The 26,350-nt window shown below is 70.7% G+C and carries 26 protein-coding genes; 22 read left to right on the top strand and 4 right to left on the bottom strand.

Annotation, left to right across the window (positions count from 1 at the left end):
- Positions 1-280 precede the first annotated feature (280 nt).
- From AW27_RS10075 to AW27_RS09990, 18 genes are all read left to right on the top strand, one after another.
- Entirely contained in the window at positions 281-1,384 is a 1,104-nt protein-coding gene (locus AW27_RS10075; protein WP_037927907.1) for an LCP family protein, read from the top strand.
- Positions 1,385-1,604: 220 nt separating this feature from the next.
- Positions 1,605-1,823, top strand: a complete 219-nt coding sequence (rpmE, locus tag AW27_RS10070; RefSeq protein WP_030008686.1) for a 50S ribosomal protein L31 — start codon at positions 1,605-1,607, stop codon at positions 1,821-1,823.
- A gap of 127 nt (positions 1,824-1,950) precedes the next feature.
- A complete protein-coding gene (prfA, locus tag AW27_RS10065; RefSeq protein ID WP_037927909.1) occupies positions 1,951-3,030 on the top strand; it encodes a peptide chain release factor 1 in 1,080 nt (359 codons plus the stop codon).
- A 49-nt stretch (positions 3,031-3,079) separates the two neighbouring features.
- Entirely contained in the window at positions 3,080-3,925 is an 846-nt protein-coding gene (prmC, locus tag AW27_RS10060; protein WP_030853584.1) for a peptide chain release factor N(5)-glutamine methyltransferase, read from the top strand.
- Positions 3,926-3,974: 49 nt separating this feature from the next.
- On the top strand, positions 3,975-4,622 hold the full coding sequence (locus AW27_RS10055; RefSeq protein ID WP_037927914.1) for an L-threonylcarbamoyladenylate synthase: 648 nt from the start codon (positions 3,975-3,977) through the stop codon (positions 4,620-4,622).
- A complete protein-coding gene (locus tag AW27_RS10050; RefSeq protein WP_037927917.1) occupies positions 4,619-5,251 on the top strand; it encodes an arsenate reductase/protein-tyrosine-phosphatase family protein in 633 nt (210 codons plus the stop codon). The genes AW27_RS10055 and AW27_RS10050 overlap by 4 nt, the downstream gene beginning before the upstream one ends.
- Positions 5,252-5,352: 101 nt before the next feature.
- Positions 5,353-6,582 carry a serine hydroxymethyltransferase gene (locus AW27_RS10045; protein WP_037927919.1) on the top strand — a complete coding sequence of 410 codons (1,230 nt, stop codon included), beginning with the start codon at positions 5,353-5,355 and terminating at the stop codon, positions 6,580-6,582.
- A gap of 104 nt (positions 6,583-6,686) precedes the next feature.
- On the top strand, positions 6,687-8,033 hold the full coding sequence (locus AW27_RS10040; RefSeq protein WP_063890651.1) for an MraY family glycosyltransferase: 1,347 nt from the start codon (positions 6,687-6,689) through the stop codon (positions 8,031-8,033).
- 274 nt (positions 8,034-8,307) lie between these two features.
- On the top strand, positions 8,308-8,745 hold the full coding sequence (locus AW27_RS10035) for a Cg1360 family ATP-synthase-associated protein (RefSeq protein WP_037927926.1): 438 nt from the start codon (positions 8,308-8,310) through the stop codon (positions 8,743-8,745).
- Positions 8,746-8,955: 210 nt separating this feature from the next.
- Entirely contained in the window at positions 8,956-9,792 is an 837-nt protein-coding gene (gene atpB, locus AW27_RS10030; protein ID WP_037928615.1) for a F0F1 ATP synthase subunit A, read from the top strand.
- Between the two features lie 79 nt (positions 9,793-9,871).
- On the top strand, positions 9,872-10,099 hold the full coding sequence (gene atpE, locus AW27_RS10025; RefSeq protein ID WP_030386954.1) for an ATP synthase F0 subunit C: 228 nt from the start codon (positions 9,872-9,874) through the stop codon (positions 10,097-10,099).
- Between the two features lie 50 nt (positions 10,100-10,149).
- Complete coding sequence (locus AW27_RS10020; protein ID WP_037928618.1) at positions 10,150-10,683, top strand: F0F1 ATP synthase subunit B; 534 nt, start codon at positions 10,150-10,152, stop codon at positions 10,681-10,683.
- The gene (locus tag AW27_RS10015) at positions 10,680-11,495 is read left to right on the top strand and encodes a F0F1 ATP synthase subunit delta (protein WP_037927927.1); all 816 of its coding nucleotides are present in this window, start codon (positions 10,680-10,682) and stop codon (positions 11,493-11,495) included. The genes AW27_RS10020 and AW27_RS10015 overlap by 4 nt, the downstream gene beginning before the upstream one ends.
- Before the next feature lie 129 nt (positions 11,496-11,624).
- Positions 11,625-13,220, top strand: coding sequence for a F0F1 ATP synthase subunit alpha (gene atpA, locus AW27_RS10010; RefSeq protein WP_037927930.1), 1,596 nt, complete (start codon positions 11,625-11,627; stop codon positions 13,218-13,220).
- 20 nt (positions 13,221-13,240) lie between these two features.
- Positions 13,241-14,158 (top strand): F0F1 ATP synthase subunit gamma, encoded by a 918-nt coding sequence (locus AW27_RS10005; protein ID WP_037927931.1) that lies wholly within the window; start codon positions 13,241-13,243, stop codon positions 14,156-14,158.
- Positions 14,158-15,600: a F0F1 ATP synthase subunit beta gene (gene atpD, locus AW27_RS10000; RefSeq protein WP_037927934.1), complete on the top strand. Its 1,443-nt coding sequence runs from the start codon at positions 14,158-14,160 to the stop codon at positions 15,598-15,600. Before AW27_RS10005 ends, atpD begins: the two co-directional genes overlap by 1 nt.
- 166 nt (positions 15,601-15,766) lie before the next feature.
- Complete coding sequence (locus AW27_RS09995) at positions 15,767-16,138, top strand: F0F1 ATP synthase subunit epsilon (protein WP_037927938.1); 372 nt, start codon at positions 15,767-15,769, stop codon at positions 16,136-16,138.
- A 189-nt stretch (positions 16,139-16,327) separates the two neighbouring features.
- Complete coding sequence (locus AW27_RS09990; RefSeq protein WP_037928621.1) at positions 16,328-16,774, top strand: DUF2550 domain-containing protein; 447 nt, start codon at positions 16,328-16,330, stop codon at positions 16,772-16,774.
- A gap of 102 nt (positions 16,775-16,876) precedes the next feature.
- Here AW27_RS09990 and AW27_RS09985 read toward each other — a convergent pair whose 3' ends face one another.
- The 3 genes from AW27_RS09985 to AW27_RS09975 form a co-directional block, all read right to left on the bottom strand.
- Positions 16,877-18,778 carry a glycoside hydrolase family 18 chitinase gene (locus AW27_RS09985; protein WP_078557006.1) on the bottom strand — a complete coding sequence of 634 codons (1,902 nt, stop codon included), beginning with the start codon at positions 18,776-18,778 and terminating at the stop codon, positions 16,877-16,879.
- Positions 18,779-18,902: 124 nt separating this feature from the next.
- A complete protein-coding gene (locus AW27_RS09980; protein ID WP_037928623.1) occupies positions 18,903-19,556 on the bottom strand; it encodes a response regulator in 654 nt (217 codons plus the stop codon).
- A complete protein-coding gene (locus AW27_RS09975; RefSeq protein ID WP_078557007.1) occupies positions 19,553-20,800 on the bottom strand; it encodes a histidine kinase in 1,248 nt (415 codons plus the stop codon). The genes AW27_RS09980 and AW27_RS09975 overlap by 4 nt, the downstream gene beginning before the upstream one ends.
- A 100-nt stretch (positions 20,801-20,900) precedes the next feature.
- On the opposite strand from AW27_RS09975, the gene AW27_RS09970 reads away from it, so the two are divergent.
- A complete protein-coding gene (locus AW27_RS09970; protein ID WP_037927945.1) occupies positions 20,901-21,476 on the top strand; it encodes a hypothetical protein in 576 nt (191 codons plus the stop codon).
- Positions 21,477-21,487: 11 nt separating this feature from the next.
- Here the strand turns inward: AW27_RS09970 and AW27_RS09965 are convergent, their stop codons facing one another.
- Positions 21,488-22,060, bottom strand: a complete 573-nt coding sequence (locus AW27_RS09965; protein WP_037927948.1) for a cob(I)yrinic acid a,c-diamide adenosyltransferase — start codon at positions 22,058-22,060, stop codon at positions 21,488-21,490.
- A 214-nt stretch (positions 22,061-22,274) separates the two neighbouring features.
- On the opposite strand from AW27_RS09965, the gene AW27_RS09960 reads away from it, so the two are divergent.
- The 3 genes from AW27_RS09960 to AW27_RS09950 all read left to right on the top strand — a co-directional run bounded on the left by AW27_RS09960 (position 22,275) and on the right by AW27_RS09950 (position 26,324).
- Complete coding sequence (locus tag AW27_RS09960; RefSeq protein WP_037927951.1) at positions 22,275-23,123, top strand: 3-hydroxyacyl-CoA dehydrogenase family protein; 849 nt, start codon at positions 22,275-22,277, stop codon at positions 23,121-23,123.
- A gap of 172 nt (positions 23,124-23,295) precedes the next feature.
- Positions 23,296-23,619, top strand: a complete 324-nt coding sequence (locus AW27_RS09955; protein WP_030386930.1) for an STAS domain-containing protein — start codon at positions 23,296-23,298, stop codon at positions 23,617-23,619.
- Positions 23,620-23,810: 191 nt separating this feature from the next.
- Positions 23,811-26,324: an ATP-binding protein gene (locus AW27_RS09950; protein ID WP_052031248.1), complete on the top strand. Its 2,514-nt coding sequence runs from the start codon at positions 23,811-23,813 to the stop codon at positions 26,322-26,324.
- Positions 26,325-26,350: the final 26 nt, after the last annotated feature.

The following is a 26,350-nucleotide window of genomic DNA, read 5'->3' as shown; positions in this document are numbered from 1 at the left end:
GCTCCCGCGGCACCGGCGGGGAGGCGTCCTGGGCCCGTCGGGACACCTGAGAGCTCCGCCACGTCGCCTTCGTGCGGGGACTCCCGGCGTGCGCCCGAAACCGCAGGTGAGGGGTGACCGGGGAAGGTCTGTCCCGGTTCGTGCGCGATTATTGGCGGTACGGAGGGTTGCATCCTCGGTGGAACCCTTCACCGCATTCGCCCGTCTGTGTCAGGGAACCCGCGGGGTGGACGGCGGGGCCGGTACGGACCCGCGGGCCGGACCCAGGACTGAGGAGACCATGACCGAGGACAGCAAGGGCAGCGGCCGGAGCGCCGCGGGCCCGCGCCGGCGCAGACCGGCGGCGCGCCGCCGGGCCGTCGCCGCGGCCGGGTGGAGCGCCGTCGCGGTGCTCCTGCTGGGCGGGGCGGGCGTGGGCTACGTCTACGTCAAGCTCAACGGCAACCTGAAGACGGTCGACATCGACCAGGTGCTGGGCACCGACCGGCCGGCCGACGTCGACAACGGCTCGATGGACATACTCGTCCTCGGCTCCGACTCCCGCGGCGGCGCCAACGGCGCGTACGGCCGGGACGACGGCGGCTCCGCCCGCTCCGACACGGCGATGGTCGTCCACCTCTACGAGGGCCACCAGAAGGCCGCGATCGTGTCCATACCCCGCGACACCATGACCGCCCGCCCCGCGTGCGCCGTCGCCGGTACGGGGAGGTCCGACCCGGGCGGTCGCCGCACGCAGTTCAACGAGGCCTACACCGTCGGCGGCGCCGCCTGTGCGGTCAAGACCGTCGAGAAGATGTCGGGAATCCGCATGGACCACTACATCGAGGTCGACTTCACCGGTTTCAAGAGGATCGTCGACACCCTCGGCGGGGTCGAGGTCACCACCACCAAGCCGATCAAGGACGACTACAGCCACCTCGACCTCCCGGCCGGCCCCAACAGGCTCGACGGCGAGCAGGCCCTCGGGCTCGTCCGCACCCGCCACGGCGTCGGGGACGGCGGCGACCTCGGCCGAATACAGCTCCAGCAGGCCTTCATCAAGGCGCTGATCAAGCAGGTCAAGGGCGTCGGCGTGTTCGACAGCCCCAAGGAGCTGCTCGACCTCGCCGACGCCGGGACCAAGGCGCTCACGACCGACAAGGCGCTCGGCGACGTGAAGTCCCTCGCCGGGTTCGCCCAGAGCCTCCAAGGCATCGACGCCGCCGACCTCCAGATGATCACCCTGCCCGTGACCACGGACGCGATCGACGCCAACCGCGTCACGCCCCTGCCGAAGGAGTCCGCCATGGTCTGGGACGCCCTGCTGGCCGACCGGCCGATCCCCGCCGGCGCCACCGCGCACTCCACCGGCGACAAGAGCGAGGCCGGGGCCGTCGTCCGGTAGGCGAAGCGGCCCGGGACCCGCTGCGCCGCAGCCCGGCAGGACCCCGCGGCAGGCCCCGGAACGGAGCCCGGAATAGACCCGGCCCCCCTCCCGTTGAGGGTGGTGTCCTCAGAATTTTGACAGGCGGCCCGGTCCTGGCAGACTGGTCTGTCGGCCCCGGTTCACGCAGTGCGCAATTCGGCTCCTGCGACCCGGCGCCCTCCCGAATCTAGGAGACACCTTGAAGCGCGATGTTCACCCCGAGTACGTCGAGACCGCGGTCAGCTGCACCTGCGGCGCGTCGTTCACGACCCGTAGCACCCTGACCGAGGGCACCATCCGTGCCGAGGTCTGCTCCGAGTGCCACCCGTTCTACACGGGCAAGCAGAAGATCCTCGACACCGGTGGCCGTGTGGCCCGCTTCGAGGCGCGCTTCGGCAAGGGCGCGGCCAAGAAGTAGCGCGACCCAGGCGCCGGTCTCCGGCCGCCCCCTGTCCACTCGGGGGCGGCCGGACCGGCGCCTTTGTCGTCGTTCAAGCCCGTCACCCCGTGCAGTCCCCCCGCACTTTCACCACAGGAGTCCCCCGATGTTCGAGGCGGTCGAGGAACTGGTCGGCGAACACGCCGACCTCGAGAAGCAGCTCGCCGACCCTTCGGTCCACTCCGATCAGGCCAACGCGCGCAAGCTGAACAAGCGCTATGCGGAGCTGACCCCGATCATCGCCACCTTCCGTGCCTGGAAGCAGACGGGCGAGGACATCGAGACGGCGAAGGAGCTGGCGGCCGACGACCCGGACTTCGCCGCCGAGGTCAAGGACCTGGCCCAGCAGCGCGAGGAGCTCACCGAGAAGCTCCGCCTGCTGCTCGTGCCGCGCGACCCCAGCGACGACAAGGACGTGCTCCTGGAGGTCAAGGCGGGCGCGGGCGGCGACGAGTCGGCCCTGTTCGCCGGCGACCTGCTGCGCATGTACCTGCGCTACGCCGAGCGCGTGGGCTGGAAGACCGAGATCATCGACGCCACCGAGTCCGAGCTCGGCGGCTACAAGGACGTCCAGGTCTCCGTCCGCACCAAGGGCGGCAACGGTGCCACCGAGCCGGGCCAGGGCGTGTGGGCCCGTCTGAAGTACGAGGGCGGCGTGCACCGCGTCCAGCGCGTTCCGGCCACCGAGTCCCAGGGCCGCATCCACACCTCCGCCGCCGGTGTACTCGTCACCCCGGAGGCCGAGGAGGTCGAGGTCGAGATCAACGCGAACGACCTCCGCATCGACGTGTACCGCTCCTCCGGCCCCGGCGGCCAGTCCGTCAACACCACCGACTCGGCGGTGCGCATCACGCACATCCCGACCGGTGTGGTCGCCTCCTGCCAGAACGAGAAGAGCCAGCTCCAGAACAAGGAGCAGGCCATGCGCATCCTGCGGTCGCGCCTGCTGGCCGCCGCGCAGGAGGCCGCCGAGCAGGAGGCCTCCGACGTGCGCCGCAGCCAGGTCCGCTCCGTGGACCGGTCCGAGAAGATCCGTACCTACAACTTCCCGGAGAACCGGATCTCGGACCACCGCACCGGCTTCAAGGCCTACAACCTCGACCAGGTGCTCGACGGAGACCTCGACGCGGTCATCCAGGCCTGCGTGGACACCGACTCCGCGGCCAAGCTCGCCGCCGCGAGCTGACCGAAGCCCGCTCCACCCCCCCCGTACGACAGCAGCCCGGAGGACCAGCGTGAACTTGCTGCTTGCCGAGGTGGCCCAGGCCACCCAGCGGCTGGCCGCCGCCGGCGTACCCTCACCGCGCTTCGACGCGGAGGAACTCGCCGCCTTCGTGCACGGCGTCAAGCGGGGGGAACTGCACCACGTCAAGGACGCGGACTTCGACGCCCGCTACTGGGAGGCCGTCGCCCGCCGCGAGGCGCGCGAGCCGCTCCAGCACATCACCGGGCGCGCCTTCTTCCGGTACCTGGAGCTCCAGGTCGGGCCCGGTGTCTTCGTGCCCCGGCCCGAGACCGAGTCGGTCGTGGACTGGGCCATACAGGCCGTCCGGGCGATGGACGTCGTCGAGCCGCTGATCGTCGACCTGTGCACCGGGTCCGGGGCGATCGCTCTGGCCATGGCCCAGGAGGTGCCGCGCTCGCGCGTGCACGCGGTCGAGCTGTCCGAGGACGCCCTGCGGTGGACCCGCAAGAACGCAGAGGGCTCCCGGGTCACCGTCCACCAGGGGGACGCCCTGAGCGCCCTGCCCGAGCTCGACGGCCAGGTCGACCTGGTCATCTCCAACCCGCCGTACATCCCGCTCACCGAGTGGGAGTACGTGGCGCCCGAGGCCCGTGACCACGACCCGGAGATGGCGCTCTTCTCCGGCGAGGACGGCCTGGACACCATCCGGGGCCTCGAACGCACCGCCCACCGGCTCCTCAGGCCGGGCGGCATCGTCGTCGTCGAGCACGCCGACACGCAGGGCGGGCAGGTCCCGTGGATCTTCGCCGAGGAGCGGGGCTGGGCCGACGCGGCCGACCACCCCGACCTCAACAACCGCCCGCGCTTCGCCACGGCCCGCAAGGCACTGCCGTGACCGGCGCGACGACCCCCGCCACCCCCCTGCTGCACGAGGAGGCCCGCTGATGGCCCGGCGATACGACTGCAACGACGCAACGGACCGCAAGACGGGCCTGCGCGAAGCCGCATCCGCCGTGCGCCGCGGCGAGCTCGTCGTGCTGCCCACCGACACCCTGTACGGAATCGGCGCGGACGCCTTCAGCCCGGAGGCCGTGCACGACCTCCTCGCCGCCAAGGGCCGCGGCCGCGGCATGCCCACCCCGGTGCTCATCGGTTCCCCGAACACCCTGCACGGCCTCGTCACGGACTTCTCCGAGCAGGCCTGGGAGCTCGTCGACGCCTTCTGGCCCGGCGCGCTGACGCTGGTCGCCAAGCACCAGCCCTCGCTGGCGTGGGACCTCGGCGAAACCCAGGGGACCGTGGCCGTGCGGATGCCCCTGCACCCCGTCGCCATCGAGCTGCTGACGGAGGTCGGCCCGATGGCGGTGTCCTCGGCCAACCTCTCCGGGCATCCGGCGCCCGAGGACTGCGACGCGGCGCGGGAGATGCTCGGCGAATCGGTGTCGGTCTACCTCGACGGGGGCCCGACGCCCGGCATCGAGCCGTCGTCGATCGTCGACGTCACGGGGAAGGTGCCCGTGCTGCTGCGGGAGGGAGCGCTGAGCGCCGGCCAGCTGCGGGAGGTCGTACCCGACCTCGAGGTCGCCCCGTGAGCCCTGAGGGGCGTGGCATAGCAGGGGGAAGCACTTTCCGCATACTCCACGTCAGCACGGGCAACGTGTGCCGCTCTCCGATCACCGAGCGGCTCACCCGGCACGCCCTCTCGCACCGCCTCGGCGGTCCGGTCGGCGGAGACCTCATCGTGGAGAGCGCCGGCACCTGGGGCCACGAGGGTGCTCCGATGGAGGCCAACGCGGCCGCCGTACTGGAGGACTTCGGGGCCGACACCTCGGGGTTCACCGGCCGCGAGCTGCTGGACGAGCACGTCATACGTGCCGACCTGGTGCTGACCGCCACGCGGGACCACCGCGCGCAGGTCATCTCGATGGGGCATTCGGCGGGGCTGCGCACCTTCACGCTGAAGGAGTTCACCCGGCTGGTCAGGGCCATAGACCCGGCCACGCTGCCGCCGGTGGACGACGGCGTGGCGGAGCGGGCGCGGGCCCTCGTACGGGCCGCCGCGGCGCTGCGCGGGTGGCTGCTGGCACCGTCGCCCGACGCGGACGAGGTGTACGACCCGTACGGTGCGCCGATCACCTTCTTCCGCTCCATCGGCGACGAGATCAACCAGGCGCTGGACCCCGTGGTGACGGCCCTGACGGGTGTGGCGGCGCGTCGCTGACCCCGGCGGGGCGCACCGCGGCGGGGCGGTTGCGCCGCGAGGCGTGACGGGCGGGCCGGGCCTACAGTGGCTGGTACCCGGTATCCCCCTGGAGTCGCGCCATGAGCGTCATCACCCAGCCCACGGACCTGCTGCGCCGGCAGGACCCGCAGATGGCCGACGTACTCGCCGGGGAGGGCCGCAGGCAGGCCGGCACGCTGCAGCTGAGCGCGGCGGAGAACTTCACCTCGACGGCCGTCCTGGCGGCGCTGGGGTCCCCGCTCGCCAACAAGTACGCCGAGGGCTACCCGGGCGCCCGCTACCACGGCGGGTGCGAGTACGCCGACATGGCCGAGCAGATCGCCGTGGAGCGGGCCAAGGCGCTGTTCGGGACCGAGCACGCGAACGTGCAGGCGCATTCCGGCTCCTCGGCCGTCCTGGCCGCCTACGCGGCGCTGCTGCGGCCGGGGGACACCGTGCTGGCGATGGGGCTGCCGTACGGGGGGCACCTCACCCACGGCTCGCCCGCCAACTTCTCCGGCCACTGGTTCAGCTTCGTCGGGTACGGCGTGGACCCCCGGACCGGCCTGATCGACTACCGGCAGGTGCAGGACCTTGCCCGTGCGCACCGCCCCAGGGCCATCGTGTGCGGGTCCATCTCCTATCCCCGCCACCCCGAGTACTCGGCCTTCCGGGAAATCGCCGACGAGGTCGGGGCGTATCTGATCGCCGACGCCGGGCATCCCATCGGGCTGGTGGCCGGCGGGGCCGCGCCGAGTCCGGTCCCGTACGCGGACGTCGTCTGCGCGACCACGCACAAGGTGCTGCGCGGGCCGCGCGGCGGGATGCTGCTGTGCGGCGCCGATCTCGCCGAGCGCGTCGACCGGGCGGTGTTCCCGTTCACCCAGGGCGGGGCGCAGATGCACACCATCGCCGCCAAGGCGGTGGCCTTCGGCGAGGCGGCCCGACCGGAATTCGCCACCTACGCCCACCGGGTGGTGGCCAACGCCCGGGTACTGGCCGGGGCGCTGGAGGAACGCGGGTTCACGATCACCACCGGCGGCACCGACACGCACATGATCACCGCCGACCCGGCGCCGCTGGGCGTGGACGGCCCGACCGCCCGCGGCAGGCTGGCCGCCGCCGGGATCGTGCTGGACACGTGCGTGCTGCCGTACGGGGACCAGCGGGGGGTCCGGATGGGGACGGCCGCCGCGACCACCCAGGGGATGGGGGAGCCGGAGATGCTCCGGATCGCGGAGCTGTTCGCGACCGCGCTGCGCGGGGAAGCCGCGCAGACACGTACGGAGGTCGGCGAGCTCACAGCAGGATTTCCCCCTTACGGGGAGTAAACGGGGCAAGAGGGGCGTAGTGGAACCGGTATACGGACCCCTCGCGTCCTCGGTGGAGGGGACATCGCAGCTAATGTGTGGGGCTGAGATGGCCGGCGATACTTCTGGGGCAGCCAGTGCGTGAATATCTGCTGACGCTTTGCGTCACGGTCGCGGTGACCTACCTGCTGACCGGGCCCGTGCGGAAGTTCGCGATCGCGGCCGGGGCCATGCCGGAGATCCGCGCCCGCGACGTGCACCGCGAGCCGACGCCGCGCCTCGGCGGGATCGCGATGTTCGGCGGCCTGTGCGCCGGCCTGCTGGTCGCCGATCACCTGCAGAACCTCAACGCGGTCTTCGAGAAGTCGAACGAGCCGCGCGCCCTGCTCTCCGGTGCCGCGCTGATCTGGCTGATCGGCGTCCTGGACGACAAGTTCGAGATCGACGCCCTGATCAAGCTCGGCGCGCAGATGATCTCCGCCGGTGTGATGGTCATGCAGGGACTGACGATCCTGTGGATCCCGGTCCCCTTCATCGGCACGGTCCCGCTCACCCAGTGGCAGGGCAACCTGCTCACCGTGGCGCTCGTCGTGATCACCATCAACGCGGTGAACTTCGTGGACGGCCTCGACGGCCTCGCCGCCGGCATGGTCTGCATCGCGGCGGCCGCTCTCTTCCTGTACGCCTACCGGATCTGGTTCGGCTACGGGATCGAGTCCGCGGCCCCCGCGACCCTCTTCGCCGCCATCCTGATGGGCATGTGCCTGGGCTTCCTGCCGCACAACATGCACCCCGCGCGGATCTTCATGGGCGACTCCGGGTCGATGCTCATCGGTCTGGTCCTGGCCGCCGCGGCGATCTCCCTGACGGGGCAGGTGGACCCGGACGCGCTGGCCCTGTTCGCCGGTGGTGAGCGCAACGCGACGCACGCGATGCTGCCCGCCTACATCCCGCTGATCCTGCCCCTGACGGTCATTGCGATCCCGATGGCGGACCTGATCCTGGCCATCGTGCGGCGTACGTGGAACGGCCAGTCGCCGTTCGCGGCCGACCGCGGGCACCTGCACCACCGACTGCTGGAACTCGGCCACTCGCACAGCCGCGCCGTCCTGATCATGTACTTCTGGTCGGGCCTGATCGCCTTCGGCACCGTGGCCTACTCCGTGCACTCCACCGCGATGTGGATCGTGCTCGTGATCGCCGTGCTCAGCGCGGTGGGGCTCTTCCTGCTGCTCCTGCCGCGCTTCACGCCCCGTACCCCGGCCTGGGCCGAACGTCTGGTCCCGCCCCGCTACCGGCACTCCGCGCGCGCGGCCGAGGCGGCGGCGGAGGCCGCCCTGCAGGACGCGTCGGGAGCCGAGCAGAAGCCCGCCGGGCCGATCGCCGCAGGCGTCTCGGGCGTCAACGGCGCGACCGCGGTGGGCCCCCGTTCGCGCTTCCCCGAGCGGCGTAAGGCTGAATCCGCTCGCTGACCCCTGCTTCACATGTCCGACATGGAAGTCCATTAGCAGACAACCAGCCCCCCTGTCGCGCACACACGCGCAGGGTCACTCTCATGTGTGACAGTCGGCACACTGGGCAGGTAAAGCTCTCATCAAATAGTTTGTGATACCGTTCACTAAACCCGGCGACAGAGCCGAAGGACCGTAGTGCGACGGTCCCTTGGCCCGAGGTTCTCTCTCGGACCGGGCTTACGCTCGTCCCGTACGAGTCCAGTGCCCCCACCACCACGCGGAGCAAACCGCCATGCGGTCAGATGACGTCCGATCCCTTCTGCAAGCCGCCGTGCCCACGGCCGTCGCCGGCGTACTCGCCGCGTTGATCAGTGGGCTTGTCGTCGGCGGCAAGGGCGTGGTCGGAGCGGTCGTCGCGACGCTGGTCGTGATCCTGTTCATGGGCATCGGGTTCGTCGTCCTGCAGCGCACGGCGAAATCGCTTCCGCACCTCTTCCAGGCCATGGGGCTCATGCTCTACACGGCCCAGATCCTGCTGCTTTTCGTCTTCGTCGCAGCGTTCAAGAACACCACGCTGTTCAACCCCAAGGCCTTCGCCATCACGCTCGTCGCCACCACCCTGGTGTGGATCGCCGCGCAGACGCGTGCTCACATGAAGGCCAAGATCCTTTACGTCGAACCGGACCCGGTGAAGGGCGACAAGCCCGAAAACCCGGGACCGAAGTCGTGAAGGGTAGGGCCGGGATAAGTGAGCGTTCGAGATCCTGCTATCGTCCGGTGCCAACTGCGGCATTGCGGGCGCGGGCATCTGAGCTGACGCCTGTCCCATCGCGAGGCTCGATGCCTGATCGCCGCCCCATCATCCGTAACACCAGTCCAGTGCCGAACAGCGGCTGTGCGCCGCGCCGACACAACGAGGTTGCCGTACCTATGCGCCACGCTGAAGGAGCCCGCGGTGAGTGCTGACCCGACGACGGTGCTCGCCTTCGAGACCGATTGCCACATCTTCGACGGTTGTGGCTTCCCGGCTCCCGGCCTGCACTCGTTCCTGTTCCAGCCGATCTTCGGCGACGCGGACAGCAACTTCTACTTCAACAAGACGATGCTTCTCGCCCTGCTGGGCTCGATCATCATCGTCGGGTTCTTCTGGGCCGCGTTCCGGAAGCCGAAGGTCGTCCCGGGCAAGCTCCAGATGGTCGCCGAGGCCGGTTACGACTTCGTGCGCCGCGGCATCGTCTACGAGACGCTGGGCAAGAAGGAGGGCGAGAAGTACGTCCCCCTGATGGTCTCGATCTTCTTCTTCGTCTGGATGATGAACCTCTGGTCCATCATCCCGCTCGCCCAGTTCCCGGTGACCTCGATCATCGCGTACCCGATGGCCCTCGCCCTGATCGTCTACGTGATCTGGATGAGCGTGACCTTCAAGCGTCACGGCTTCGTCGGCGGCTTCAAGAACCTGACCGGCTACGACAAGTCGCTCGGCCCGGTCCTCCCGCTGGTCATGGTCATCGAGTTCTTCTCGAACGTCCTGGTCCGCCCCTTCACCCACGCGGTCCGACTGTTCGCGAACATGTTCGCCGGTCACACCCTGCTGCTGCTGTTCACCATCGCCAGCTGGTACCTGCTGAACGGGATCGGTATCGCCTACGCGGGCGTCTCGTTCGTCATGGTCATCGTGATGACCGCGTTCGAGCTCTTCATCCAGGCTGTCCAGGCGTACGTCTTCGTCCTCCTGGCGTGCAGCTTCCTCCAGGGCGCGCTCGCCGAGCACCACTGAGTACCGCCCAACCCCGCTCAGCCCCCATTCGTCCGGTGGCCAACCCCCACCGGTCCGTGAAAGAGAAGGAAGAACTGGCATGTCCCAGACCCTTGCCGCCGTCACCGGCTCCCTCAGCTCCGTTGGTTACGGTCTCGCGGCCATCGGCCCCGGCGTCGGCGTCGGCATCATCTTCGGTAACGGCACGCAGGCTCTCGCCCGTCAGCCCGAGGCTGCCGGTCTGATCCGCGCCAACCAGATCCTCGGCTTCGCCTTCTGTGAGGCGCTCGCCCTCATCGGTCTGGTCATGCCGTTCGTCTACAGCTGACGAATCGCGATCACTAGTCCGAACAGACGAAAGGCATTGATGTGAACCTCATGGTTCTCGCGGCTGAGGGTGGAGAGAACCCCCTCGTTCCGCCGATCCCCGAGCTCGTCATCGGTCTGATCGCCTTCGTCATCGTCTTCGGTTTCCTCGCGAAGAAGCTCCTCCCGAACATCAACAAGGTTCTGGAAGAGCGCCGTGAGTCCATCGAGGGCGGTATCGAGAAGGCGGAAGCCGCTCAGACCGAGGCCCAGAGCGTCCTGGAGCAGTACAAGGCCCAGCTCGCCGAGGCCCGGCACGAGGCCGCGCGCCTGCGCCAGGAAGCGCTGGAGCAGGGCACTGCGCTGAAGGAAGAACTGCGCGCAGAGGGCCAGCGGCAGCGTGAGGAGATCATCGCTGCCGGCCACGCCCAGATCGCGGCAGACCGCAAGGCCGCCTCGCAGGCGCTGCGTCAGGACGTGGGCAAGCTGGCCACCGACCTGGCCGGAAAGCTCGTCGGCGAGTCCCTGGAGGACCACGCCCGGCAGAGCCGCACCATCGACCGTTTCCTCAGCGAGCTTGAGGAGAAGGCCGAGGCTGCCCGATGAACGGAGCGAGCCGCGAGGCGCTGGCCTCCGCGCGTGAGCGTCTCGACGCGCTGACGGACAACACGTCCGTCGACGCGGCGAAGCTCGCCGGTGAGCTGGCCGCTGTCACCGCGCTGCTCGACCGTGAGGTCTCGCTGCGTCGGGTCATCACGGACCCGGCGCAGGCCGGTGAGGCCAAGGCCGAGCTGGTCGCTCGGCTGCTCGGCGGTCAGGTCGGCGGGGAGACCCTCGACCTGGTGTCCGGCATGGCCCGGTCCCGCTGGTCGCAGTCCCGCGACCTGGTGGACTCGCTGGAGGAGCTGGCGGCCACCGCCGACCTCACGGCGGCCCAGCAGGCCGGCGCGCTCGACAACGTCGAGGACGAGATCTTCCGCTTCGGCCGGATCGTGTCCTCGAACACCGAGCTGCGTGCCGCGCTGACCGACCGTGCGGCCACCGCCTCCGCCAAGAGCGAGCTGCTGCGCAGCCTGCTCGGCGGCAAGGTGAACGCCGTCACCGAGCGCCTGGTGATCCGTCTTGTCACGCACCCGCGTGGACGTAGCCTGGAAGCGGGACTGGAGTCCCTTTCCAAGCTCGCCGCCGAGCGCCGTGACCGCATGGTCGCCACCGTGACCAGCGCGGTTCCGCTCAGCGACGTGCAGAAGCAGCGCCTCGGCGCGGTGCTGGCCAAGCTGTACGGCCGCCAGATGCACCTGAACCTCGACGTGGACCCCGAGGTCCTCGGCGGGATCTCGGTGCGCGTCGGCGACGAGGTCATCGACGGCACCATCGCGGACCGCCTCGCAGAGGCGTCCCGCCGCATGGCCGGCTGACCAGCCACCACAAGTACAAAGCATTCCTAGCGGCCCGGTTGGGCCGTGCAGAACTTGCAGAAGATTCCTGGGGGTCACCCCCAGACCCCTAAGAAGCTTCAGGCCCAACAAGGAGAGCAGGGAACCCAGATGGCGGAGCTCACGATCCGGCCGGAGGAGATCCGGGACGCACTGGAGACCTTTGTCCAGTCGTACCAGCCGGACGCGGCCTCGCGCGAGGAGGTCGGAACGGTCAGCGTTGCCGGCGACGGCATCGCGAAGGTGGAGGGCCTGCCCTCCGCCATGGCGAACGAGCTGCTGAAGTTCGAGGACGGCACCCTCGGTCTCGCCCTCAACCTCGAGGAGCGCGAGATCGGTGCGATCGTCCTCGGCGAGTTCAGCGGCATCGAGGAGGGCCAGCCGGTGCAGCGCACCGGTGAGGTTCTGTCCGTAGGCGTCGGCGAGGGCTACCTCGGCCGCGTTGTCGACCCGCTCGGCAACCCGATCGACGGCCTCGGCGAGATCGCGACCGAAGGCCGCCGCGCCCTCGAGCTGCAGGCCCCGGGCGTCATGGTCCGTAAGTCGGTGCACGAGCCCATGCAGACCGGCTACAAGGCCGTCGACGCGATGGTGCCGATCGGCCGTGGCCAGCGTCAGCTGATCATTGGTGACCGTCAGACCGGCAAGACCGCTCTGGCCGTCGACACGATCATCAACCAGCGCGACAACTGGCGCTCGGGCGACGTGAACAAGCAGGTCCGCTGCATCTACGTCGCCATCGGCCAGAAGGGCTCGACCATCGCGTCCGTTCGCGGCGCCCTGGAAGAGGCCGGCGCGCTCGAGTACACGACGATCGTCGCCGCCCCGGCGTCCGACCCGGCCGGCTTCAAGTACCTGGCGCCGTACACCGGTTCCGCCATCGGCCAGCACTGGATGTACGCCGGCAAGCACGTCCTGATCATCTTCGACGACCTGTCGAAGCAGGCCGACGCCTACCGCGCCGTGTCGCTGCTGCTGCGCCGCCCGCCGGGCCGCGAGGCCTACCCGGGTGACGTCTTCTACCTGCACTCCCGTCTGCTGGAGCGCTGCGCGAAGCTGTCCGACGAGATGGGCGCCGGTTCGATGACCGGTCTGCCGATCGTCGAGACCAAGGCGAACGACGTGTCGGCGTTCATCCCGACCAACGTCATCTCCATCACCGACGGCCAGTGCTTCCTGGAGTCCGACCTGTTCAACGCGGGCCAGCGCCCGGCGCTGAACGTCGGTATCTCGGTCTCCCGCGTCGGTGGCTCCGCCCAGCACAAGGCCATGAAGCAGGTTTCGGGTCGTCTCCGCGTCGACCTGGCCCAGTACCGCGAGCTGGAGGCGTTCGCCGCCTTCGGTTCCGACCTGGACGCCGCGTCGAAGTCCTCGCTGGAGCGCGGCAAGCGCATGGTCGAGCTGCTGAAGCAGGGCCAGTACCAGCCCATGCCCGTCGAGGAGCAGGTCGTCTCCGTCTGGGCCGGCACCACCGGCAAGATGGACGACGTCCCGGTCGCCGACATCCGCCGCTTCGAGTCGGAGCTGCTGGAGCACCTGCGCCGCGAGCGCAAGGACCTCCTGACCTCCATCGCCGACGGCGGCAAGATGTCGGACGACACCCTGTCCTCCATCGCGGACGCCATCGCCGGCTTCAAGCGGCAGTTCGAGACCTCGGACGGCAAGCTTCTGGGCGAGGACGCGCCGGCCGTCAACGTCTCCAAGTGACGACGGAAGGGACCTGACTCATGGGAGCGCAGCTCCGGGTCTACAAGCGTCGCATCCGTGCCATCACGGCGACCAAGAAGATCACCAAGGCGATGGAGATGATCGCCGCCTCGCGCATCGTCAAGGCGCAGCGCAAGGTGGCGGCGTCGACCCCGTACGCGACCGAGCTCACCCGCGCGGTGACCGCGGTGGCCACCGGTTCGAACTCCAAGCACGCCCTGACCACCGAGGTCGAGGCGCCGACCCGTGCCGCGGTCCTGCTCATCACGAGCGACCGCGGTCTGGCCGGCGGCTACTCCTCGAACGCCATCAAGCAGGCCGACCGGCTCACCGAGCGGCTGCGCGCCGAGGGCAAGGAAGTCGACAGCTACATCGTCGGCCGCAAGGGTGTCGCCTACTACGGGTTCCGCGAGCGCAAGATCGCGGACTCGTGGACCGGCTTCACCGACAGCCCGGACTACGCCGACGCCAAGCGCGTCGCGGCGCCGCTGATCGAGGCCATCCAGCTGGACACGGCCCAGGGTGGCGTCGACGAGCTGCACATCGTCTTCACGGAATTCGTGTCGATGATGACGCAGAACGCGGTGGACAGCCGGATGCTGCCGCTCAGCCTTGAGAAGGCTGCGGAGGAGGACGGCGCGAAGGGCGAGATCCTTCCGCTGTTCGAGTTCGAGCCGTCGGCGGAGGACGTCCTCGACGCCCTTCTGCCGCGCTACGTCGAGAGCCGTATCTACAACGCGCTGCTGCAGGCCGCTGCCTCCGAGCACGCCGCCCGCCGCCGTGCGATGAAGTCGGCCACCGACAACGCCGGTGAGCTCATCAAGAGCCTCTCCCGGCTTGCCAACGCGGCCCGCCAGGCCGAAATCACCCAGGAAATCAGCGAGATCGTCGGTGGCGCGAGCGCCATGGCCGACGCGACCGCGGGGAGTGACAAGTAATGACGACCTCTGTTGAGACGGCCGCTGCCACGGGCCGCATCGCCCGGGTCATCGGCCCGGTCGTCGACGTGGAGTTCCCCGTCGACGCGATGCCCGACATCTACAACGCGCTGAAGGTCCAGGTCGCCGACCCGGCCGAGGAGGGCGCGCTCAAGACGCTGACCCTCGAAGTCGCCCAGCACCTGGGTGACGGCCTGGTCCGCACGATCTCCATGCAGCCCACCGACGGTCTGGTCCGCCAGGCTGCGGTGACCGACACGGGCGAGGGCATCACCGTCCCCGTCGGCGACTTCACCAAGGGCAAGGTGTTCAACACCCTCGGTGAGGTGCTGAACTACCCGGAGGCGAACGCCGAGGTCGGCGAGCGCTGGGCGATCCACCGCAAGGCGCCGAACTTCGACGAGCTCGAGTCGAAGACCGAGATGTTCGAGACCGGTGTCAAGGTCATCGACCTCCTCACCCCGTACGTCAAGGGTGGAAAGATCGGTCTGTTCGGTGGTGCCGGTGTCGGCAAGACCGTTCTGATCCAGGAAATGATCTACCGCGTCGCCAACAACCACGACGGTGTGTCGGTGTTCGCGGGTGTCGGTGAGCGTACCCGTGAGGGCAACGACCTCATCGAGGAGATGTCGGAGTCCGGTGTTCTGGACAAGACCGCGCTGGTCTTCGGCCAGATGGACGAGCCCCCGGGCACCCGTCTGCGCGTCGCCCTGGCCGGTCTGACCATGGCGGAGTACTTCCGCGATGTCCAGAAGCAGGACGTGCTCTTCTTCATCGACAACATCTTCCGGTACACCCAGGCCGGTTCCGAGGTGTCGACCCTGCTCGGCCGCATGCCCTCCGCGGTGGGTTACCAGCCGAACCTGGCCGACGAGATGGGTCTCCTCCAGGAGCGCATCACCTCGACCCGTGGTCACTCGATCACCTCCATGCAGGCGATCTACGTCCCCGCCGACGACCTCACCGACCCGGCGCCGGCGACCACCTTCGCCCACCTCGACGCGACGACGGTTCTCTCCCGTCCGATCTCCGAGAAGGGCATCTACCCGGCCGTGGACCCGCTGGACTCCACGTCCCGCATCCTGGACCCCCGCTACATCGCGGCGGACCACTACGCGGCCGCCATGCGCGTCAAGGGGATCCTGCAGAAGTACAAGGACCTCCAGGACATCATCGCGATCCTCGGTATCGACGAGCTGGGCGAGGAGGACAAGCTCGTCGTCCACCGCGCCCGTCGCGTCGAGCGCTTCCTGTCGCAGAACACCCACGTCGCCAAGCAGTTCACCGGCGTGGACGGTTCGGACGTTCCGCTCGACGAGTCGATCGCCGCGTTCAACTCGATCTGCGACGGCGAGTACGACCACTTCCCCGAGCAGGCGTTCTTCATGTGCGGTGGCATCGAGGACCTGAAGGCCAACGCCAAGGAGCTGGGCGTCTCCTGATCCGGCGCGCTCCGCGAGGAGCGCATCCGGTTCGCCGGTCCCTTCCCGGCCGAAGCGGGGGAGGGACCCTGGAGAGGGGCGGGTGTGTCCCGTCCCTCTCCCCACGCCCATTAGAATTTGACCCAACACCCGGCTGACCCGCCGGGTGGTGACCCGAGGAGCCACCTTGGCTGCTGAGCTGCACGTCGAGCTGGTCGCGGCGGACCGCAATGTCTGGTCCGGCGGGGCCACCCTTGTTGTCGCCCGCACCACGTCCGGCGACATCGGCGTCATGCCCGGTCACCAGCCGCTTCTCGGTGTGCTGGAATCGGGCCCGGTGACCATCCGTACCAGCGAGGGCAACACTGTCATCGCCGCGGTGCACGGCGGATTCATCTCGTTCGCGGACAACAAGCTGTCCCTGCTGGCCGAGATCGCCGAGCTCGCGGACGAGATCGATGTCCAGCGGGCGGAGCGGGCACTGGAGCGCGCGAAGGCGGAGGCCGACGCGGCCGCCGAGCGTCGCGCGGATGTCCGGCTGCGCGCCGTAACGGGCTGACCGCCCGTCGGAGTTTCACCGCCGAGCCCTGGAGGGCGACCCTCAGGGCTCGGCAGACCTCAGCCGCGGTCCGTTCTGGAATTTTCCAGACCGGGTCGCGGCTGAGGCGATGCAGGTGCTCCCCCGGACTCCGTCTGGGAGGGGTCCCCGTTTCTCATGCGTATTCGATGAGCGAGGAGGTCGGTGAAGATGCTCCTCGCTCTGCTTGTGAGCGGCCTGGTCGTAGCCCTGGTGGTGATCGGGCTGTTCGTCTTCGGACTGCGCCGCCGCCTGATCCAGCGGTCCGGCGGGACCTTCGACTGCAGTATGCGCTGGGGCGTGGCGGAGGAGCCTGACGTCTCGGGCAAGGGCTGGGTCTACGGGGTCGCGCGCTACAGCGGAGACCGGATCGATTGGTTCCGGGTCTTTTCGTACTCCCCGCGCCCGCGCCGGCTGCTGGAGCGGAGCTCCATCGAGGTGCTGGCCCGCCGCGCCCCGGAGGGCGAGGAGGAGCTGGCCCTGCTGTCCGACGCCGTCGTGCTCGGGTGCCTCCACCAGGGGACCCGCCTGGAGCTGGCGATGAGCGAGGACGCGCTGACGGGCTTCCTGGCGTGGCTGGAGGCGGCTCCGCCCGGCCAGCGGGTGAACGTCGCCTGAGCCGGTCCGGGACCGGGGCGTTGCACCCCTGCGGGGTATCGGGTGAAGGCATGAAGAAGCCGGGGAGACGGGGGCGGACCCGTCTCCCCGGCTTCCGTCTGCCTACTGGAGTCCGGTGTGGACCGCGTTCGCGAGTTCACCGCCGGCGGTGTCGCCGCTGAACTCCCAGTAGAAGGCTCCCCTGAGGCCCTGCTGCTTGGCCCAGGTCATCTTGCCGGCGATGGTGGCGGGCGTGTCGTAGCTCCACCAGTTGCTGCCGCACTTGGCGTAGGCCGTGCCGGCGACGGTGCCGGTCACCGGGCAGCTGTTCTTGAGCACCTTGTAGTCCTCGATGCCCTGCTCGTACGTGCCCGGGGCCGGTCCGGTGGCGGTGCCGCCGGGGGTGGCCTGGGTGACGCCCGTCCAGCCGCGGCCGTAGAAGCCGATGCCGAGGTTGAGCTTGGAGCCGGGTACGCCCTTGGCCTTGAGCTTGGCGATGGCGTCGGCCGAGTTGAAGCCGGCCTGCGGGATGCCCGCGTACGAGGTCAGCGGGGAGTGCGGGGCGGTCGGGCCTTGGGCCGCCCAGGCCCCGAAGAAGTCGTACGTCATCACGTTGTAGAAGTCGGTGTACTGCGCGGCGCCCGCGTAGTCGGCCTTGTCGATCTTGCCGCCGTCCGAAGCGTCGGCGGTGATGGCCGCGGTGACCAGGTTGTTCGCGCCGAACCGGGCCTTCACGGCCTGCATCAAGTTCTTGAAGGCGGCCGGGCCGCTGCTGTCGCAGGACAGGCCGCAGGCGTTCGGATACTCCCAGTCCAGGTCGATGCCGTCGAAGACGTCGGCCCAGCGCGGGTCCTCGACCAGGTCGTAGCAGGACTGGGCGAAGGCGGTCGGGTTGGCGGCGGCCTGCGGGAAGCCGCCGGACCAGGTCCAGCCGCCGAAGGACCACAGCACCTTGATGTTCGGATACTGCTTCTTCAGTTTGCGCAGCTGGTTGAAGTTGCCGCGCAGCGGCTGGTCCCAGGTGTCGGCGACCCCGTCGACGCTCTGGGCGGCGGTGTAGGCCTTGTCGTAGTCGGCATAGGCGTCACCGATGGTGCACCGGCCGTTCTGGACGTTGCCGAAGGCGTAGTTGATGTGTGTGATCTTTCCGGCCGTACCCGAGGTGACCAGGTTCTTCACGTGGTAGTTGCGTCCGTAGACGCCCCAGTTGGTGAAGTAGCCGAGCTTGACCTTGTCGCCCGGGTCCGGGGGGATCACTCCGCCGGTCGTGGTGACCGTGGTGGAGCCCGAGGAGGGGCCGGTCTGGTCGATGGTGTCGCGGGCGGTGACGCTGTACGTGTACGTCGTGCCCTTGGTCAGGCCCGAGTCCGCGTACGTGGTCCCGGTGACGGTGGCGATCTTGGCGGAGCCCCGGTAGACGTCGTAGTTCTTGACGCCCTTGTCGTCGGTGGCCGGGGTCCAGGTCAGAGTCAGCGAGGTGTCGGCGACGTTGCTCGCGGCGGGCGCGCCGGGGGCCGTGGGGGGAGTGTCGCCGGGCTGGGTGCCGCCGTCGCAGGAGGCGCCGTTGATCGTGCAGCCGCTGGGAGCGCCCGACCCGGCGCCGTTGAAGCCGAAGCTGGCCGTGGCCCCCGGGGCGAGTGTGCCGTTCCAGCCGACGTTCTTGGCCGTCCAGTGCGTCCCGGAGCCGGTGACGGTGGCGTCCCAGGCCGAGGTGACCGAGGTGCCCGCCGGGTAGTCCCACTCCACGGTCCAGCTGCTGAGCGTGGTGGTGCCGGTGTTCTTCACCACCCACTTGCCCTCGAAGCCGGTACCCCAGTCGGAGACCTTGGTGTACGTCGCGGTCGCGGACGCGGCGGCCTGGGCCGGGCCGGCCAGGGCCACGAGCCCGGTGACGGGCAGGGCGAGCGCGGCGACGACGGCCGCGACTGTCGTGAAGAACCGGGTGCGCCTGGTGGGGGGTGGGGATGCTGTGCTCAAGGGTGATCCTCCGTAGGTCCGTCGCGGTCGTGGGGCCGACGTCGACATGGGGGTGGGACCTGCGCCGCCCGTGAGCACGCTTTGTCATGGCACGCTCACCACAGTGTTGCCGTGAGAGTAGAAAGGTCTGGACCAACCGTCAAGAGGTCCAGACCGGTGTGCCCCTCGTCCGCTAGATCCCCAACTCCTGCGCCAGCACGGCAGCTTGAAGTCGGCTGCGCAGCTCCAGCTTGCCGAGCAGGCGGCTGACATGCGTCTTCGCCGTCGCCTCCGCCATGCCCAGGCGGTCGGCGATCTCCGCGTTCGACAACCCCTGGCCGAGCGCACCCAGCACCTCCCGCTCGCGCGGGGTGAGGGAGGCGACCGCCGCCGCCCGTTCCGGCGCCGGAGCGGTCCGCGCCGGGCGCGGCGCCGCGAACTCCGCGATCAGCCTCCTGGTCACCGCCGGGGCGATCAGGCCCTCCCCGCGCGCGACGGTCCGTACCGCCTCCAGCAGCTCCGCCGCGTCCGCGTCCTTCAGCAGGAAGCCGCAGGCGCCCGCCCGCAGCGCTCCGAAGACGTACGCGTCGAGGTCGAAGGTGGTCAGCACCAGCACGTCCGCCAGCCCCTCCTCGACCACCTGGCGGGTCGCGGACACCCCGTCGAGCCGGGGCATCTGCACGTCCATGAGGACGAGATCCGGCCGCAGCTCCCGGGCCAGGCGCACCGCCTCCTCCCCGTCGGCCGCCTCGCCCGCCACCTCGATGTCGCCCGCGCTGCGCAGGATGAGCACCAGCCCGGCCCGTACCGCGGCCTGGTCCTCGGCCACCACCACCCGGATGGTCACCACTCCACCGCCTTCTCCTCGGCGGGCAGGATCGCCCGCACGTGCCACACGGGACCGGTCCGGCCCGCCGTGAACTGCCCGCCCAGCAGCTCCGTCCGCTCCCTCATGCCGATCAGCCCGGCCCCCGAGCCCGGTGCGCGGGGCCCGGGGCCGTCCCCGCAGGGCGAGTCGACCACCACGCTCAGCAGTCCGTCCTTGCGCGCCACGCGGACCGTCACCGTGCCGGGGGCCGCGTGCTTGAGGGCGTTGGTCAGGGACTCCTGGACGATCCGGTACGCCGCCAGTTCCACGGGGGCCGCGGCCGGCTCCCCGGGCGGCCGGTCGTCGTGCAGCACGAAGGCCAGCCCGCTCGCCGAGCCGTTGGACCGGGCCTGCCCGATCAGGGCGTCGAGGCCGTCCAGCGAGGGCACCGCGACCGCCTCCCGGTCGCCCCCGGCGTCCCGCAGCAGTCCGATCAGGCGGCGCATCTCGGCCAGGCCCTGCACGCTGTTCTCGCGGATCACGCCCAGCGCGTCACGGCTGGTCGCGACCGTGTCGATGGAGAGCGCGGCGGTGGAGTGGATGGCGATCGCGGAGAGGTGGTTGGCCACCATGTCGTGCAGCTCCCGGGCCATCCGGGCGCGCTCGGCGGCCACGGCCTGGCTGCGGTCCATCTCGGCCAGCAGCGCCGTCTGCTCGGCACGCAGCCGGGCCGCCTCGGCGGCCTCGCGGTGGTTGCGCAGGGTGGCCCCGGTCAGTGCCGGGGCGAAACTCACGATGCCGGTGATCGCGCCGACCAGCAGGGCCTGCGGGGTGCGGAACCAGGCCAGCGAGGCGACGGTCACCACGACGGTGATCAGGCCGGTGGTCACCGGGAGCCGCCGGGCCATGGCCGGTTCCCCGTACACGACGGCGGCGTACATCAGGTCGGTGAAGATGATGACGGTGGCGAGGCTGCCGACGGTGAACTGGTCGGCGACCACCCCCACCGTGCCGACGGTCAGGATCGTCCGCGGCGCGGTGCGGCGCAGCAGCTCCATCGCGCCGAGCGCCACGAGGGGCACCAGGGCGGCCCAGGCCGGCAGAGCGGTGCGGTGGGGGCTGCTGTAGACGCCGAGCGACCAGAACACGAGGCCCGCGGCGACGCTGACCACCGCGAGGAGGACGTCGTCACGGTGCGGGCGCAGGCTCTTCTCGGTCACGTTGCCATCCAACAGGGTGTACGCGCCCCGCACCTCGGCGGAGCGGCCGAGGTGCGGGTACATCGAAGGGTGCAGGCGCACATGGTCATTCGCGACGACGCATCGGGCGGCGGCGGACGGGAGCCTTGAGGCGAACGGCCAACCCGAGCGGACGGAGGCCCCCGTGATCGTCACGCTGATCATCGCCTGTGAGATCGGCTTCTGGGTCCTGCTGGCGGCGGGACTCGCCCTGCGCTACCTCGCGAGGATGCCCCGGCTGGGGGCCGCGGTCCTGCTGTGCGAGCCGGTGATGGAGCTGGTCCTGCTCGTCGTCACCACGATGGACCTGAAGAACGGCGCCGAGCCGGACTGGAAGCACGGCGTGGCCGCGCTCTACATCGGCTACACCGTCGCCTACGGCCACTACACGGTCAAGTGGCTCGACGGGCACGCCGCCCACCGGCTGGCCGGAGGCCCCAGGCCGGCGGGTGCCGGCCACGGGAAGGCCCGGGTCGCGCACGAGTGGAGGCTGTGGACCCGGACGGTCCTCGCCGCCGCGATCGGCGCCGGCCTGCTCCAGGTGGCGATCTGGTACGTGGGCGACGCGGGCGACATCAGCTCGCTGCGGGCGTGGCAGTCCGGCGCCCTGCGGGCGGTCGCCCTCCACGCGCTCGTCGCGGTCGGCTACACGCTGTGGCCGCCGAAGGCGCCCGCGGACGCCGAGGCGGAGGGCCGGCCCCCGCTCGCGCGGACCCGGTAGGGCGCCCCGAGCTACCGCTCGCCGCCCGGCACCCACAGCACGTCCCCGACCTCCTTGTTGGCCACCCGGGCCAGGATGAACAGGAGGTCGGAGAGACGGTTGAGGTAGGTGGCGGTGAGCGGGTTCATCGTGTCGCCGTGCACCTCCAGCGCCGCCCACGTGGACCGCTCGGCGCGCCGGACCACGGTGCACGCCTGGTGCAGCAGGGCCGCGCCGGGGGCGCCGCCGGGCAGGATGAAGCTGCGCAGCTTCTCCACCTGTTCCAGGAAGAGGTCGCAGTCGGCCTCCAGCTTGTCGACGTAGAACTGCTCCACGCGCAGCGGCGGGTACTCGGGGTTCTCGACGACGGGGGTGCACAGGTCCGCGCCCACGTCGAACAGGTCGTTCTGCACCCGCACCAGGACCTTTACGACTTCGGCGGGGAGCGCGCCCAGCGCGATGGCCGTCCCGATCGCCGCGTTGGCCTCGTTCGCGTCGGCGTACGCGGAGATCCGCAGGTCGGTCTTGGCCGTGCGGCTCATGTCGCCCAGGGCGGTCGTGCCCTTGTCGCCGGTCCGGGTGTAGATGCGCGTGAGGTTCACCATGCGGCCAGGGTAGACGGGCCCGCCGGACGGGCGGCGACGGCGGCGGCGGGTGAACTGTGCGGCAGCGCACCGCTCATGGGCCGTACCGGTGTGATGTCCGTCATCTGAGACGTGACGCGTGTTACTTCGCGGTCACACCGCACCCCCCGGGCGCTAGTCTCCGCCGGAGTGGCTGTGAAGCCGTGCCGTATTTGAGAACAACGAGGGGTGTGCAGTGGCTGGGAAGCTCGCCGTCATCGGTGCGGGACTCATGGGTTCCGGGATCGCTCAGGTCTCCGCTCAGGCGGGATGGGACGTCGTGCTGCGCGATGTCACCGACGCCGCGCTGACCCGGGGCACGGACGGGATCAAGGCCTCGTACGACAAGTTCGTCTCCAAGGGCAAGCTGACGGCCGAGGACGCCGAGGCGGCGCTCGCCCGCATCACGACGACCACCGACCTGGACGCCGTCGCCGACGTCGACATCGTGGTGGAAGCGGCCTTCGAGAAGATCGAGATCAAGCACGAGATCTTCCGCGCCCTCGACAAGATCGTGCGCGAGGACGCCGTGCTCGCCTCCAACACCTCCGCCATCCCGATCACCAAGATCGCGGCCGTGACGGAGCGTCCGGAGCGGGTCGTCGGCGCGCACTTCTTCTCGCCGGTCCCGATGATGCAGCTGTGCGAGCTGGTCCGCGGCTACAAGACGAGCGACGAGACCCTGGCCACCACCAGGGCGTTCGCCGAGTCCGTCGGCAAGACCTGCATCGTGGTCAACCGCGACGTCGCCGGCTTCGTGACGACCCGTCTGATCTCCGCGCTGGTCGTCGAGGCCGCCAAGCTGTACGAATCGGGCGTGGCGTCCGCGGAGGACATCGACATCGCCTGCAAGCTGGGCTTCGGGCACGCGATGGGCCCCCTGGCCACCGCCGACCTCACGGGCGTCGACATCCTGCTGCACGCCACCAGCAACATCTACACCGAGTCCCAGGACGAGAAGTTCGCGCCGCCGGAGCTCATGCGCCGCATGGTGGACGCCGGGGACATCGGCCGCAAGAGCGGCCAGGGCTTCTACAAGCACTGAGAACAGTCCCGCCACTGAGCGCCATCGTTCGAATGCCGTCACCCGTCAGGGTGAATTAGGTATCGGTTCGCTCACGGTCGGCAACTTCCCTGCCCGCGCGGCAGTCAGTTGCAGTGAGAGTTGCCGACCACGGGCCAGTTGCCATACGTACGCAGTACTGCCGGGAGTACACATGCACATCAGGGGCGACCACGCCGAACTCGCTGTCGGGGGCCGCCTCGACGTGCGCAGCGCGGCGGACGCCCGTACGGCCCTGCACACCGCCCTCGACGACGGCCAGGGCGACCTCGTGCTCGACCTCACCGGGCTCGACTCCTGGGACGCGACCGGACTCGGCGTGATCATGGGAGCGCACCGGAGGGCCGGCCGGACCGGGCGGCGCCTCGTCCTGCGCGGGGTGCCGCCGCAGATGCAGCGGCTGCTCGTGGCGACCAGGCTGCACCGGATCCTCGCGATCGAGGGCGGCCTGGAAGCCGAGTCCCTTCCCCGGGTCTGACCCGCAAGCCGCTGACCTTTGCATTTCCTGCGGAAAGTAACGGTCCGGTGGTGATCGAGTCCCTGCGGTTTCCCGCACCACCGGCCACGGTCTAGGGTTCGGGCGGAAACCGGACCAGTGGCGACAGCGGGTGCGCGACGGCCGGGCGGTACGACGGCGAGGCGCGCGGCCCGCGATCGGGGGACTGGGTCATGGACCGTACACACGGGCACGGCGAGCGGGACGAGCGTGCCGCCGGCGCCGGTGCGACGCCGGCCCCGGGGGCCGGCGGGCCCGCGCGGGTCGTCACCCTGACCGCCGGCGACTTCACCCTCACCGTCAACCCGGTCGACGGCAGCGAGATCGAACCGCTGCGGCCCGGCACCGAACGCGCCCGCCCCGCCCGGCGCGCCCCGGCCGCCCGCGCGGCCCGGGACGCCGAGGCCCGGCCGCCCGTACTGCCGGGAGACCCGATACCCGTCCGGCCCCTGCTCGCCCGGGACGAGGAACTGGAGCGGCTCGTACGGCTCCTCGGCCGCGGCCGTTCCGTCCGCCTGACCGGCCCTTCCGGATCCGGGCGCAGCGCGCTGTTGGACGCCGTCGCCGCCCGGTGCGCCGGCGTCGCGCCCGACGGCGTCGTACGACTCAGCGGCCACGGACATCAGCAGCCCGGGGAACTGCTGCACGCGCTCTGCGCGACGGTCTACGAGGCGCCCCGCGAACGCCCCGAACAGGACGAGCTCCTCGCCCGCGTGCGCGAGATCGGGGCCGTCGTCCTCCTCGACGACCTGGAGATGGGCGGCAGCGCTCTGGACGAGCTGCTGCGCGCCACCCCCGAGTGCGCCTACCTGCTGGCGGCCACCCCCGACACCAAGGCCCCCTCCGACGAATCCCACGTCGAAGAGGTCTTCCTCACCGGCCTCGGCAAGGCCGACTGCGCAGCACTGCTGGAGGCGGGCGTCGGACGACCGCTGACCGAGGAGGAGACCGCCTGGGCGGACGACCTCCGGTTCGCCTCGGAGGGGTTGCCGCTGCGCTTCGTACAGGCCGCCGCGATGCTGCGCCAACGCGACGAGCTCAACCACAGCGACGAGGACGACGACGAGGAGGAGCCGGGCGTCTTCGAGGAGCGCCCGCGCGACAGCGCGGCGGTGCCCCTGCCGACGCTCGCCGAGGGCGCCGCCCCGGCGGAGCTGTTGGCGTCGCGGGTCAGCGAGTCGGCGCGGGCGGCACTGCGGATCGCGTGCGCGCTGGGCGGCGAACTGCCGCACCACACCCACCTGCCGGCGCTCGTGGGGGACACCCACGCCGACACCGCGGTGGCGGAACTGCTGGCCTGCGGGCTGCTGACGCCCGTCGGGACGCGCTACCGGCTGGCCGCCGGCGTCGCCCGCCAGCTGGAGGAGGCCGGCTACGGGGAGACCGCGGCGGAGGAGGCCCGTACGGCTGCCCGGCACTACGCCTGGTGGACCGGGCACGCCTCGGTGGTCCCGGAGCGGGTGGGAAGGGAAGCGGACGCGGTGCTCGCGGCGCTGGCCGGCGCGGACGTGGTGGCCGCGGCGGTGCTGGCGCGTACGGCCGCCCCCGCCTTCGCGGCCTCACTGCACTGGGAGGCCTGGGAGCGGGTGCTGCGCTCGGGAGCGGAAGCCGCGCGCAAGGCGGGGGAGGTGGCCGAACAGGCCTACTTCCACCACGAGCTGGGGGTGCTCGCCCTGTGCGAGGGGAGGCTCGACCGGGCCCGCGCCGAACTGGAGACCTCGATCGGGCTGCGGGGCGCGCTGGCCGACAAGCGGGGCACGGTGGCGGGTAGACGAGCGCTGGCGCTGGTGGTGGACCGTGAGCTCGCCGGGGCCGCTGCGTCGCCCCCGCTGCGACTGGAGGCGCCCGAGGCTCCCGGGGAGGCCCCGGAGGCCGCGACGGTGGCGATCCCGGCCGCCGAGGCGGCGACCGTGGTGACCCCGGTCGCCCGCAGGACCCCCGCCGTCCGGCCGTCCGCGGCCACCCGCCGTGCCCCGGCCCTCCCGGCCCCGCCGCCGGCCGCCGGGGCGGCCGCGGCCGTTCCCGTGGTCCCGGTCTCCTCCGAGGCGGTCACGCGGATGACTCCGGTGGTACCGGTGACCGAGAGCCCGGAGCCGCCCACGACGCTGTCGGCGGTGTTCGAGGACGCCTTCCCGATGGCACCGAAGCAGGACGCGGCTTCCCCGGTGCCGCCGGCCCCGGTTCCGGCGCCGCCCGGCCGGGACGCCGGCCGCCGCAAGCTCGTGCTGCTGGCCGCCGCGGGAGCACTGACCGCGGTCGCGCTGGGCACCGTCGTCAGCTTCGCGATGAGCTCCCCGGACCGTGAGCCGCCCGCCCAGGGGCCGGCCGTGTCCTCGACCCCGGAGACCTCCGCGACACCGACGGCGGCCCCGGAGACCGGAGGGCACGATCCCGCGCCGGAGCAGCCCGCCACGGCTCCCTCGCAGGGCTCGACGACCACGACCACGACCCAGGCCCCTGGCGTGAGCCTCGCCCCGCCGGCCCCGGTTCCGACGCCGCCCGGCCGGACCCCGACCCGGCGCCCCGCCACGACGACCCCGAACTCGCCCGCCCCGACGTCCCCTTCGGCCCCGGCGACCACCGGGGCGCCGACGCCGCAGCCGACGGAGACCGCCGCGCCGTCGCCCACCGGCGCCGGTACGGGCACCGGCACCGCGACCGCCACCTCGCCGGTCGCCACCCCCTGAAACGCCGACGGCTCCGTCCTCGCGGA

Origin of the sequence: Streptomyces sp. PCS3-D2, assembly GCF_000612545.2 — a bacterium.
Taxonomy (GTDB): Bacteria; Actinomycetota; Actinomycetes; order Streptomycetales; family Streptomycetaceae; genus Streptomyces.
Note: the sequence above shows the minus strand (reverse complement) of the source record. Positions and strands in the feature narration are given on the sequence as shown.